Source organism: Phormidium pseudopriestleyi FRX01 (genome assembly GCF_017313335.1).
Classification (GTDB): domain Bacteria; phylum Cyanobacteriota; class Cyanobacteriia; order Cyanobacteriales; family Laspinemataceae; genus Laspinema; species Laspinema pseudopriestleyi.
The window spans coordinates 18,973-31,616 of sequence record NZ_JAFLQW010000408.1; the positions used below are offsets into that span (position 1 = coordinate 18,973).

Genomic DNA, 12,644 nt, shown 5'->3' on the forward strand with positions numbered 1-12,644 from the left:
TATCTCCTGGCAATGTGATGTCACTGTTCCCGACCCTACTCCTCACGGTCATCCTATTGGGGTAGATATTGGGTTGGAAAAGTTTTTGGCAACCAGTGATGGTGTTCTCGTAAAACCTCCCCAGTTTTTTAAGACTCTGCAAGGCAAGCTGAAATCGCTGCAACGTAGACTTTCTAGGAAACAGAAAAGGTCGAAGAATTACGAAAAACAACGTCTTAAAGTGGCTCGGCTTCACCACAAAATTGACAACAGGAGAAAAGACTTTCACTTTAAACAAGCCCATGCGCTTTGTGATGCGGGTGATCTGGTCTTTATGGAAGACCTCGACTACCGTGTTAGTGCTAAGGGGATGTTTGGAAAACACCTGCTTGATGCTGCGTTTGGGCAATTTAGAACCATCGTTAAGTATGTGTGTTGGAAGAGGGGGAAGTTCTTCGCTGAAGTTGACGCAAGGGGAACTTCTCAAAAATGTCCTGAATGTGGTGGGGAAGTCAAAAAAGACCTGAGTGTAAGAATCCATGATTGTCCACATTGTGGATATAAAACTGATAGAGATGTAGCCGATGGACAAAATATTAGAAATCGCGGCATCAAGCTAATGAGTACCGTTGGACAGACGGGAATGGAAACTGCCTGTGCAGACGAGCTACCGGGGGTTGGGTTAACCCTGCCTAGGCAAGTGTCGCAACCCCGAAAGGGAAAAACCAGGAAACCTAAGAAGTGATTCTTGGGAAGCCCACACTGTAATCTTCGATTCAGTGTGGGAGGATGTCACCCTGTATAATCCTGAGCATCCCTAAAAAACGAAGCGATCGCCGCGTACCTAAGAGGCTTTAGACATCATTAAATCCAAGTGTTCAAACGGCTGTTGTTGGAGGTGTACCTCCGGACGAGCTCAACCAAATCCCTGGTCAAAATCGACCCCCAACTCCTGGCAAAATTGGATATCTTGAAGGGTTTCTAAGCCTTCTGCTAAAACAAGAATTCCCTCGGAGTGAGCCGACTCTAGCAAACTCTTGATTAAAGTCTGTTTGAGGGTGAACTGGCTGCAACCGTGGATTAAACGTCGGTCTAATTTAACAATATCGGGTTTAAGTTCCATTGCATAGTGATCCACACAGACACAACCACACAGATCATCAACAGCAATTCCAAATCCCCAGGCGCGCATCCGTTCGATAAGCTGCGGAAGTTTTTCGCTTTGAGCCAAAACTTCCACTTCCGTTAACTCAAAAACAATTTGTTCCGGGCGTAATCCTAAGTCGAGAATTTGTTGTAAATTCTGTTCGATTGAGTCGGGATTGTGAATGATGGCATTGGGTAAAAGGTTGACAAAAAACTGGCGATCGCTCTTAAATTCCGCAATGGATTCGATACAAGTTGTCCGCGCCAGTTCATCAAATTCCTGGGATAAATCTGTGGCGATCGCCGCCTCAATTAACATTCCGCCACTGTAACAGTGTCCAGAATCGCCCAGGGCGCGAGCGAGACATTCATAAGCGGTGATCTGCCTGGATTTGAGACAAAAAATGGGTTGATATATAAAAATATGTTCGATCACTATTCTCTTGATATCACCCGATTTTTAAACTTTTGTCATTTTCCTCAAGAGGGAAATGAAGGCCAACCGGGCTATGCCTCGATTGTGGGAACGAACGAGGCATAGGCGAAAGGACCGTCAATTTTTCTTCACCAAATGTCGCAACAAAAAAGGGAAATTTGGCCTGTTTAGGCCAAACTTCCCTTTCTGCGGTCAATGGATGGCGGGGTGGCGATCGCGGATGGATGCGATCGCCGAAAATCTCTATCTAAACCAGTTTTCCTTACAGAACTTGCGCCCTGAGCCATGCTAAAGGCAAAGAGATCATCTTGCGAAAACGGGGGACGACCGCCCGCTGACGAAATACATCGTATTCGTTGCGCTCGATCGCATTGAGAATTTGGCTGTAAAGCATCGTGGCGGACCAGACGGGCCACCGAGCATCGGGATTCAGGGCGAGAATGCCCTTTTCTGCCTTGACATAGAACTTGCGGGCGCGTTGAATTTGGAAACGCATCAGTTGCTCCCATCGCTCATCGACGACCCCATTCAAAAGGTCCTCTTCGGTGTAGTCAAACAAAGCCAGTTCTTCCAAAGGCAGATAAATCCGACCTCGACGAGCATCTTCCCCCACATCCCGCAGGATATTGGTCAGTTGATTGGCAATGCCGAGGGCGATCGCCTCCGTCGATGGATCCGAAGGTTCGGGACTGTCCCAAGGAGAGGACGGGACCGGGGGCGCAATTCCCATCACCGGCAGGGACATTAAGCCCACCGTACCGGCTACGCGGTAGCAGTACAGCTCAAGGTCCTCAAAGGTTTGATAGCGACTGCGGTACAGATCCATCCGCTGCCCGGAAATCATATCCCGAAAGGGCTGGATATCCAGGGAAAAGCGTTCCACCGTATCGACCATCGCTACATCAGAATCTTCGATCGCAGTTCCAGCAAAGATCGATTCGAGGTAACCCTCCCACAGATCTAAGGTTTCTGGGGTGGTAAACCGCGCCCCAGGTCCGTCCACCAATTCATCTGTGCGACGGCACCAAGCGTATATCGCCCAAATAGCCCGCCGTTTCGCTTCTGGCATCAACAGCGTACCCAGGTAAAAGGTGCGGGCATATTTCGCTGTAATTTGGCGACAGAACTCATAAGCGTCGTCTAAGGAAGCCAGCGTTTTCATGCGGGGTTGTTCGGACAGTTGCAGCATTGGTTGCAAGCAAGGAGCGTCTTTAGATGCCAGAATTCTGGGTTGGGAATTCAGGGATTTTGAGTTGTAGGCCACTACTAATATCTAAATTCTAAAATTATTAATTCTGGGACTGACGGCTCGCAATGGCCTGCGCTGTCAGCTTACCAGAAAGTACGGCTCCTTCCATACTGGCAAGATAACGTTGCATGGTGTAATCGCCCGTCAGATAGAAATTGGGGATCGGTGTGATTTGAGAGGGACGGTAATTTTGGCGTCCGGGAGTTGCTTTGTACACCGACCTGGGCGTCTTGACGACGTGATATTTTATTAATTTAGCCGGTTTGTTACCACAAAAGCGATCGGGAAATAGATTGGACAGTTCTTTCATGGTGGCGTTGACAATTTCTTCATCAGATTTGGAGATCCAGTCTTTCGCCGGTGCGAGGACCAATTCCAGCATCGATCGCTCGGCATTAGCATATTCCCGACAGGTGTTGCTCATGTCCGCATAGACGCTCAGTAAGGGCGATCGCGAAAACAGCAAGTGATCGATATCCGTAAGTTTACAGTCAAACCACAGATGCACGTTAATCACCGGCACCCCTTCTAACTCCTTGAGTTGCTGGAAATATTTCATCTCCCGCCAGGATTCCGGTAACATCACTTTTAGAGGGTCCACGGGCATCGCCGAGACGTAAATATCTGCGGTCAAGACTGAGGAAGGTGTTCCCTCGATGCCTCGGACCTCAAATCCCCGGACTGCACCGTCTTCGTCGAGCAAAAACTCTTTAATCGGTGCGTTTAACCGGACTTCACCCCCGCGTTCGGTAATGTAGTCCACGATGGGTTGACAGAGCCGTTCTGTCGGGGATCCATCTAAAAACGCCATTTTTGACCCGTTTTTCTCTTGCAAAAACCGATTCAGTGCTGTCAGCAGGATGGTTGCCGAAATTTCATCGGGGTTGATGAAGTTGAGCGCCTTGGACATGGCGATGAAGACTTCTTTTTCTACCCTCGGTGGGATATTTTTCAGTTTCAGCCATTCGGAGAAGGAATATTTATCCATCTTTTCGACATATTTCTGCCCCTGCACCATTGCTGGAATCAGGCCGATGCCAAACTTAATTTTCTCCGGCCAGGTTAGCATATCGTTATTTCCCAAGATTGCCATTACCCCATTGAGAGGGGCAGGCAGGTCCGGGAAATCAAACCGGGAGTAAGTTCCCGGGGCCTCCGGCTGGTTAAAGATCATCGTATGTTCTTTCCATTGCAGCCGGTCTTCGATGCCTAATTCGGCAAACAGTTGCAACATATTGGGATAGGCCCCAAAAAAAATGTGCAGCCCGGTTTCGTACCAGTCCCCGTCTGCATCTTTCCATGCTGCTACTTTCCCCCCAAGCACGTCCCGGCGTTCCAGGACTATGGGGGTATGACCCATGTCGGTCAGATATTTCGCGCAGGAAAGTCCTGCTAAACCCGCTCCTGCGATCGCCACGCGCATTTGGTAATAATCCCCTTGTTGAGATTCTTTAAGATAGTGTTAAGTTTTTTGAGTTGCCTCTCATTATACCTTTGCAAACTGTTACATTTTCTTTTTTTTACTTTCGTTTTTGCAAAATAAAATTCTTGACTCTCTGGGGCGATCTCCAACTGCACCCTCTAATCCCCTCGGGCAACCGGAATAACTTATTGTTAATTGAGTATCAACTATTTTTCCCCAACAGCACCACCGCGATTTTTACGTCAGAAAATAACAGATTAACAATTCCTTCTTTCCAAATTGTTATTTTCCCGCAGTCAAGCCTCCCTTGAATCGTAGGGACAGGGGATGAAAGGCATTTTTAATAGGATACCGATGCCCTAGCTTTGGAAGCGATGAAATTCTGATCGCCCTTGAGTTGATGGCCCTAAATTCAATGCTATAATCTGCCATTGACTCGGTTTAGTGGAGTCAGAGGCCGTCAGGCTGACCCAATACAAGGTGAATGGGTCCAGAACACAGAGGTTGAAGCAGTCTAAGCATTGTTATTCCCAATGTGATCACTGACTCTGACACTGTGGTCGTGTTCAACAGAATTTGGCGATCGCACTGAGCTTGGCCCGTGCGATGATAGAGATACTTTGGGTTTTTACTGCCCATAATGTAGGAAAGCGATCGCAAAAGGGTTCAGAATTGCTCCTGCCTCGGTTTAGCCCCTGGATTCCCACGGCAAAGGTCTAGTCACCCTCTGGTCCGATTGTCAAACGGAATCCGGTCAGAACCCAGGCTCATTCAGTGACAGATCCCTCGGACAAAGGGATGCCCTCCCCAGGGCGAGTTCCATTTTAGAGCAAGCGGTCTTAAAGTGGTGCATCCTCTCCATAGACCCATCCGGTTTGGACAAATCAGAGCAATATAAAGGAGTAGCGATCAGGACAATCTCATGACAGACTAATTATGACCCTAGAGAATAACCATTATTATCAACTTGTTAAGTTTTATGGGTTTACTTTTAATAATTCACTCACCTTGCCAACAGCATCTTGGCATTAAAAGAACGATGAATTATACGCCAAACCTTTAGAACCAGAAATTACGGAGGGAGCGATGAGTATAATTCTAATTGTGGATGATAGCGGTACAGTACGCGAAATGGTATCGGACATTCTGAAAAAAAGCGGTTTGGAAGTGATTGAAGCATCCGATGGAGTACAAGCCAAAGAACAAATTCAGGCCAAGCCTCCGGATTTAGTCGTCACCGATATTGTCATGCCCAGAATGAACGGTTATGAACTTTGTCGATGGTTAAAAAATGACCCGAAAGCCCAGAATATTCCCGTTATCATGTGTACGAGCAAAAGTCAAGAGTTTGATCGGTATTGGGGGATGAAACAAGGAGCGGATGCCTACATCACGAAACCATTTCGTCCGGCAGAACTGATTCAAACCATTAAACAACTCTTGCGCTGATCCGCTTCTGGGGTGGCGTCAGACTGTGGAGTAGCTGTCAAGCAACCGATGCCCTCGCCTGTTCGAGGGCCGGACCCTTATACGGAGGCTTGAGGTTTTGCGGGTCGGCGAGATCGCGGTTCGATGGTGTGCGGATCGACTTGATACTGTGCTGCTGCCGCAGACATGGTGAGTTTTAGTAACTCTGGATTTTCTAGCAGCATCAGGACAGAGGGAGAAATTGGTGCTATCCCTAACACCCGGATAATCTCTGCGGCAACCGCTTCGGCTAAAAGTGGAGGAACAGAATTCCCAATTTGACGGAATCCGTGCCATTTCGTGACATGGAACCGAAACCAATCCGGGTAAGAGTGCAGACGCGCCGCCTCCCGCACCGTAATACATCGGGGTTCAACCGGATGAATCGGACGAGGGGAAGTATAAGCGCCTCGGTTACTGGGAGTTCCTGCTCTTAATGTATTACATAATCCATTGGAATCTAGCTTGTGGAAGCGACTGACTGGTTCAGATTTGCCGGGTAAGGTAGCTTTGAATCGGGCGATCGCACCTTGACTGTGCTGAGTGCGATGGTTGCCCGTGAGAATACGGCTATCCCACTTACGGGGATAAGCATAATTGTGAGACTCTCCGGAAATTCCCTGCATTTGAGTCCCGTACTCACTGGCAGGTTTGTATTTGTAAGTCAGCCAGTCGCGATCGCGCAATTTAGCATACTCTTCTACCCTAGGCAAATCTTGAATCGCCTCCCAAACCGTTGGCGTTGAGGGAAGCTCAGATAAGTGTGATAATTTGCATCCCGGGGGGTTCGTAATTGGGGTGGGATATTCAGGGAACGACAATCCCTCGCGACATCCGATTAAAAAGAGCCGTTCTCGATTTTGGGGAACACCATAATGTGCTGAATTCAACACTTGATAGGGATTCAAAACCTCATAACCCGAGTCATGAAATTGAGCAATTATTTCTTCTAAAAACTGCTTATGTTGACCCTGGGTTAATCCCCGAACATTTTCCATTATGAAATACTTCGGTTGGAGTTCAGTAACGATGCGGATGAAGTGAAATACCAGGGAATTGCGCGGATCATCTAAAGCACGTTTACCCATCAGGGAAAAGCCTTGGCAGGGGGGACCGCCACAAACGACATCAATCTCGCGATCGCCAATTTCCGACTGGTTTCTAATTTCTTCCCCAGTTACTTCTACCACACTTTTGCACAAAACTTTCCATTTTGGAAAATTATATTCATGGGTAGCACAGTGGATCGGGTCGATTTCTAATGCTGCCAGTACATCAAAACCCGCCTGTTCAAAACCGAGGGTCATCCCCCCTGCACCGGCAAATAAATCTACAGCAATGGGTCTAGTTTGGGGGTTCATAGATGAGAATGGCGATCGGTTCTCTAGTTTACCATGATTCGGTTTGATTTAATCCGGTGCCTGGGGTCCTAAAACGAACTCACCGCTTTGTTCTTTTTCGGCTAGTTCTACATTGAGTTTCAGCAACTTCTCTAAAATATCATCGGTTTCATTAAAGCGATAGACTTGCATTACCAATTTATCCAGTTGTGCGTGGAGTTTAAATAATTGGCTGGTGGGTTGGTGAAAGAATTGATTATACAGTTGCGTGATTACCCACTCTTTAGATTCCATTTGTTGCGTGCGATAATCATGGAGTTTTTGTAATAGATTATCCCACAAACTGGACAAAAATGCCAGGTGCATAAAAGCGATCGCCCTTGGGTTTTCTGAGATAAAATTACAACATAGAAGCATTAGGGTCCAAGGGGGGATAAATCGTGGTATTGATTTTCTCCAGGGAGTCGGTGAGTTGAGAATAGCGGAGGGTTTCCACTTGCTTAATGCCTTCTGCTAGTTGTTCTACTTTAAAGTCTACCCTGAATTCTTCCAGGGGTTGAGGGGAACAGAGTTCAGCGATAATGGCTTCATCGAGGAGGGTGAAGCGGAAACAGAGGGGAACAGATAAGGTGTTTTGAAATCGAAAATCTTTTTACCCATAAACCACTGTGGCATCGGAACCCAATGGGGCGAAGCGGGTTTCTTCGGTGTAGATATCTTTGGAATGGGGATGTCGTTCTAGGGGATTTAAACCGGCTTTGAGGATTAAAACATACAGGAGTCCGGGTACTTGACATAATCCGCCGCCAAACTCATATTTCAGTTGATTGTTGACGATCGCCCGACTTTCTCGGTATCCTTTTTGGGGACTGGCTTCTCCGACTAAATGCCAAAATGAAAAGATTTGGCCTGGGTGGATGGGGATATTTTCGATGCAGGCGATCGCTGTTGCTAAATTATGCTTTTTATTTTCTAAATAACTGTTATTGGGGATAATTTGACGGATAGTTATTTGAATCTCAAATAACTCTAAAAGCCCCAGTGAGAGTGAGGGGGATTTGACAAATTTCCCTAGGTTACCTGTGATTAAATCTGAGGCATATCGTTGGGTAACTTTTCCCTTTCGCTTGAAAGAAGACGGAATCGCTTGTTTGATTTTAGTGAGAATTTGGGCAGATTTAAACTTAAGGAGAAACTTGAATAAATTAGTCTTCATGGGTTTTCAAGAAAGTAAAAAAAATCGCACCCGATAGCTTTAAACAAATAATCTCTAGTCGAGAAATTAGACTAGATTTCGAGAAGGGTAAAAGTTACCCCTACAACCTTGGTACAGACAAAGCAGAGGGTTTGGAGACCAAACCCCTACATGAGGGCAGAGGGTTTGGAGACCAAACCCCTACATAAGGGCAGAGGGTTTGGAGACCAAACCCCTACATGAAACAACAATTTTTTGTCATTAAATTGACCCGTTTAACAGGGCTAGGGTTTAACATTTTTAAGGCTTAATCAAGCCTCCCACAATCGCAAAATAGACTAACAAGTTTTGAGGTCTGGACTGTTGCATTCCCATCGCTTGACCAAGGTAACGCGGACCCGGGGGGTAGAATCGCGACGGAGAATTTTGATTTTTGCTCTGAGTTCTAATTCATTCAGAGCACATTTGACCTGAGTTAAGGTCAATCCAGACAATTTAGCCAACTCTTGTGGGGCGATCGCATCTTGTTGCTTCAAAGCTTCAAGTACAGCCCGAATATGTTCAGGCCGGGGTTTTAGGCGAAAATATCCAAACGACGACATTTTCCAACTCCTGGGAATAATGTGGTAACGTCGATTCGTGACTGACCTTGATCCGGCTATCCCTCCTGAATGAACCCGAAACGGGTCATAAACCGTACCATTTGTACGGCATTCAGGATAAACCGGGAATCGGTAAGTCTCGCCCCTCACACCATCAATCTTGCTGCTTGCCTGCCAACCCTCTACAGGGAGGCGATCGGCAAAACTCCTCAATCTCTAGTTTAGCCCCAGAAAACCGACTCCCGACCAAAAGTCAACTCCCTCAAGCGAGAAAAACCCGATATTTTGGGGATTTATCCGGAATCCGGTTCTCAAAGGTCTATAAAAACCGGACTTGGTATGAGGCCAAAACCCGTACAGTGCTGATGCAAGATAGAATAAAGTCAGAACCCAGGTCCAACCATGACCCCAACAACAACCCCAATCATCAGGGAACACCTCTGGGGCTTCCGAGTAGTCGAGAGTTCTATGCGGTGCAGACTCTTTGAAAAAATTATCAACTTTGATTCAGAACTATGGAAACTTTAATTGAGTCCACTAAGCGATTTGAAAAAGACCTCAATAAACTTGATTCTCTTGACAAAAATCTGGTTATTGAAGCGATAAACAATTGTGTGATTTCGGTTGAAAAAAAGGGAATTTATTCCTCTCCTAAACTCGTGGGACTCAAAATACCATCTCATGTTCAGGGCTATGAATCTTCCCTCTATATGCTCAGGGTAACTCAAAAAAAACGAGTGATTTTGTCAATTGATGAAGACCCGATTTTTGGTCAAATCATATTTACTTTGTTTCGAGTTTTTACTGTTGATAAAATCCAAGAAAACATCAATGGGTTCGTCGAATCTATGTATCAAGACTTGCGTGAGGAATCTGAAGAAGCTCAACTCATTACTTAACCCCTCTTGCCAAAATGTCACAGACTTTAAAACTCTATGATGAGTATGGGATTATCCATGAAGCCTTAAAAATTCTTCCCAACGACAGCTTAAAACTCAATTTTCTTGAAGCCTTAGCCGAACTTGAGGATGCTTCGTGTCATATCAATCGGAGCTTTCCTAAAACTCGGATTCACAAAGTTCGTAATATCAAAAAATATGCCATTTATAGAGCCGATATTGACAAAATATCAGGGTGGAGATTGCACATTCAATATATCAACGGAGAAATTCATCTCAAGGATATTATTGAAGGACAAAAACATGATGATGTGATTCAAGTCATCAAATCCAAAAAAGGACGCTACTCATAACGCCTCCCGGTCTTCCGTGACTGAAGTGGTTCCCTTTTTTCCTCAATGATTAACCGGGCCCTCCACCGAGGCGATCGGCAAAACTCCTCAATCTCTAGTTTAGCCCCAGAAAACCGACTCAAGACCAAAAGTAGTAGAGTGGGCACTGCCCACCTTAATCCTGTAGGTGGGCAGTGCCCACCCTACTTTTAACTTCAGCAATTGTAGGGTGGGCAGTACCCACCCCGGGTCTTGACCTGATTCAACTCAAAAACGGATAAGCAAAACCCTACAAGTGTTCAAGGGTTTTGAGTTCTTTGCCACCACCTTGACTGGGCTAGTCCTGATAGGGTTGCTGGGAAACTTGTGGATTTTCCCAGCAACCCAAGGGTAGAGTCAGGGTGACCAAGGCCAAAACCCCTACAGTGCTGAGGCAAGATAGAATAAAGTCAGAAAGCAAGATCCTGGGTATTGCAACTTAGGGTTAACTGTTATGTCGCCACTATTTGGGGGCGATCGCTTCTTGTAAAAAGTTCTAACTAGCCAACCAAACCGAAATCAGTTTAATTGTTAATCCAAGCAGTAAAACACGAGAGGTGGAGACAACAGCATGGGCAAAGTAGTCGGCATTGACCTGGGGACAACCAACTCAGTGGTCGCAGTAATGGAGGGAGGCAAGCCGGTGGTGATTGCCAATGCAGAAGGAACGCGGACAACTCCCTCCGTAGTCGGTTTTAGCAAAGAAGGGGAACAGCTAGTCGGGCAAATGGCCCGACGGCAAGCGGTACTCAATCCCCAAAATACCTTTTATGCCATGAAACGGTTCATGGGACGCCGCTATGCGGAACTTTCCCCGGACTCCAAGCGAGTTCCCTACACCATTCGGCGCGATGAAGAGGACAACATCAAAATCAAATGTCCTCGTCTGAAAAAAGACTTCTCTGCCGAAGAAGTCTCGGCGATGATTCTGCGGAAACTGGTGGATGAAGCCAGTCGTTATCTGGGAGAACCTGTAACCGGCGCTGTGATTACGGTTCCGGCTTATTTTAATGATGCTCAAAGACAGGCGACGCGCAACGCCGGACGAATTGCTGGGTTGGATGTGAAGCGGATCATCAATGAACCGACGGCAGCCTCATTAGCTTATGGCTTCGACCAGCTAGATTATAAAACCATTCTCGTCTTTGACTTGGGGGGCGGCACCTTTGACGTTTCCATCCTGGATGTCGGGGATGGGGTGTTTGAGGTGAAATCTACTGCGGGGGATACCCAGTTGGGGGGCAATGATTTCGATAAGAAAATTGTAGACTGGCTGGCGGAGCAATTCCTGACTGACGAAGATGTAGACTTGCGGCGCGATCGCCAAAGTTTGCAGCGGTTGATTGAAGCGGCGGAAAAAGCCAAAATTGAACTCTCTGGGGTGCAAGTCACCGATGTCAACCTGCCCTTTATCACCGCCACGGCAGAAGGACCCAAACACCTCGAAACCAAACTGACGCGATCGCAATTTGAAGCCCTCTGCGGCGACCTAATTCGACGACTTCGCATTCCCCTCAAGCGGGCATTCACCGACGCAGGAATGAGTCCCGCCCAAATCGATGAAGTCGTCCTAGTCGGCGGTTCTACCCGGATTCCCCTGGTCAAAGAACTGGTCCGTAGCTTAATCGATCGCGAACCCAATCAAAACGTTAACCCCGATGAAGTCGTTGCCGTCGGTGCCGCCATCCAAGCCGGAATTCTCGCCGGAGAAATCCGCGATGTCCTGCTATTAGATGTCACTCCCCTCTCCGTCGGACTCGAAACCATCGGTGGGGTGATGAAAAAATTAATTCCCCGCAACACCACCATTCCCGTCCGGCGTTCTGATATCTTTTCTACATCGGAAAATAATCAAACCGTCGTAGAAATTCATATCGTCCAGGGGGAACGGGAAATGGTCGCCGATAATAAATCCCTGGGACGGTTTAAATTGACCGGAATTCCTCCAGCACCTCGGGGAGTTCCCCAAATTCAAGTATCCTTTGATGTGGATGCCAATGGAATTTTGCAGGTGACTGCCTTAGACCGCATGACTGGGCGTGAGCAGAGTGTGGTGATTCAGGGGGCATCTACACTCAGCGAATCGGAAGTGGTGCGGATGATTCAGGAGGCTGATGAATATGCCCAAGTCGATCGCGAACGCCGGGAACGAGTGGAGAAACGCAACCGAGTCGAGGCATTAGCCTATCAAGCTGAACGTCAACTCCGAGAGGCAACTTTGGATTATGGAATTCAATTTGTCGCCCCTCATCGAGGCCGGATTGAAACCGCCATCCGCGACCTACGCCAGAGTTTAGAACGTGGGGACGAACGGGGAATTGACTTAGCCCAGTCTGACCTTCAAGATGCAGTCTACGAAATCAACCGGGAGATTTATCGGCGCACTCAAGAGACGGAAGAGGAAGAGAGTATTTTTGGCTCAATCCGCCGTGCATTTACCGAAGACCGACCGGAACGAGAGTCTGTGAAAGATGATTTCTTCGAGACTGCCTATCGGCAACCGCGAGAAATCTATCCCGGAGATAGTCGCGGACCCC

Annotated in this window: 14 protein-coding genes; 6 read left to right on the forward strand and 8 right to left on the reverse strand. The window is 47.1% G+C overall.

From position 1 onward, the window contains the following. Window positions 1–55 precede the first annotated feature (55 nt). Complete coding sequence (locus J0895_RS26785; protein ID WP_340643530.1) at window positions 56–724, forward strand: RNA-guided endonuclease InsQ/TnpB family protein; 669 nt, start codon at window positions 56–58, stop codon at window positions 722–724. A gap of 171 nt (window positions 725–895) precedes the next feature. On the opposite strand, the gene J0895_RS15355 is transcribed toward J0895_RS26785, so the two are convergent. The 4 genes from J0895_RS15355 to J0895_RS15370 form a co-directional block, all read right to left on the reverse strand. Continuing rightward, complete coding sequence (locus J0895_RS15355; RefSeq protein WP_340643529.1) at window positions 896–1,561, reverse strand: EAL domain-containing protein; 666 nt, start codon at window positions 1,559–1,561, stop codon at window positions 896–898. A 262-nt stretch (window positions 1,562–1,823) separates the two neighbouring features. After that, window positions 1,824–2,750 (reverse strand): 15-cis-phytoene synthase CrtB, encoded by a 927-nt coding sequence (crtB, locus tag J0895_RS15360; RefSeq protein ID WP_207088934.1) that lies wholly within the window; start codon window positions 2,748–2,750, stop codon window positions 1,824–1,826. 100 nt (window positions 2,751–2,850) lie between these two features. Next, on the reverse strand, window positions 2,851–4,233 hold the full coding sequence (gene pds, locus J0895_RS15365) for a 15-cis-phytoene desaturase (RefSeq protein WP_207088923.1): 1,383 nt from the start codon (window positions 4,231–4,233) through the stop codon (window positions 2,851–2,853). Between the two features lie 566 nt (window positions 4,234–4,799). Continuing rightward, window positions 4,800–4,940, reverse strand: coding sequence for a hypothetical protein (locus J0895_RS15370; protein ID WP_207088924.1), 141 nt, complete (start codon window positions 4,938–4,940; stop codon window positions 4,800–4,802). A 379-nt stretch (window positions 4,941–5,319) separates the two neighbouring features. Between J0895_RS15370 and J0895_RS15375 the strand changes: the two genes are divergently transcribed. Continuing rightward, a complete protein-coding gene (locus tag J0895_RS15375; RefSeq protein ID WP_207088925.1) occupies window positions 5,320–5,682 on the forward strand; it encodes a response regulator transcription factor in 363 nt (120 codons plus the stop codon). 77 nt (window positions 5,683–5,759) lie between these two features. Here the strand turns inward: J0895_RS15375 and J0895_RS15380 are convergent, their stop codons facing one another. The 4 genes from J0895_RS15380 to J0895_RS15395 form a co-directional block, all read right to left on the reverse strand. Further along, window positions 5,760–7,061, reverse strand: a complete 1,302-nt coding sequence (locus J0895_RS15380) for a DNA cytosine methyltransferase (RefSeq protein ID WP_207088926.1) — start codon at window positions 7,059–7,061, stop codon at window positions 5,760–5,762. 48 nt (window positions 7,062–7,109) lie between these two features. Continuing rightward, a complete protein-coding gene (locus J0895_RS15385) occupies window positions 7,110–7,457 on the reverse strand; it encodes a hypothetical protein (RefSeq protein WP_207088927.1) in 348 nt (115 codons plus the stop codon). A 235-nt stretch (window positions 7,458–7,692) separates the two neighbouring features. Continuing rightward, window positions 7,693–8,256, reverse strand: coding sequence for a VanW family protein (locus J0895_RS15390; RefSeq protein ID WP_242541345.1), 564 nt, complete (start codon window positions 8,254–8,256; stop codon window positions 7,693–7,695). Between the two features lie 317 nt (window positions 8,257–8,573). Beyond that, entirely contained in the window at window positions 8,574–8,837 is a 264-nt protein-coding gene (locus J0895_RS15395; protein WP_207088928.1) for a hypothetical protein, read from the reverse strand. Window positions 8,838–8,884: 47 nt separating this feature from the next. On the opposite strand from J0895_RS15395, the gene J0895_RS15400 reads away from it, so the two are divergent. The 4 genes from J0895_RS15400 to dnaK all read left to right on the forward strand — a co-directional run. Beyond that, the gene (locus J0895_RS15400) at window positions 8,885–9,325 is read left to right on the forward strand and encodes a hypothetical protein (protein ID WP_207088929.1); all 441 of its coding nucleotides are present in this window, start codon (window positions 8,885–8,887) and stop codon (window positions 9,323–9,325) included. Between the two features lie 27 nt (window positions 9,326–9,352). Beyond that, window positions 9,353–9,736, forward strand: a complete 384-nt coding sequence (locus tag J0895_RS15405) for a hypothetical protein (RefSeq protein WP_207088930.1) — start codon at window positions 9,353–9,355, stop codon at window positions 9,734–9,736. Between the two features lie 14 nt (window positions 9,737–9,750). Beyond that, window positions 9,751–10,089 (forward strand): hypothetical protein, encoded by a 339-nt coding sequence (locus J0895_RS15410; protein ID WP_207088931.1) that lies wholly within the window; start codon window positions 9,751–9,753, stop codon window positions 10,087–10,089. A gap of 589 nt (window positions 10,090–10,678) precedes the next feature. Next, window positions 10,679–12,644, forward strand: a 1,966-nt coding sequence (gene dnaK, locus J0895_RS15415; protein WP_242541346.1) for a molecular chaperone DnaK, incomplete at its 3' end; no start/stop codon positions are given.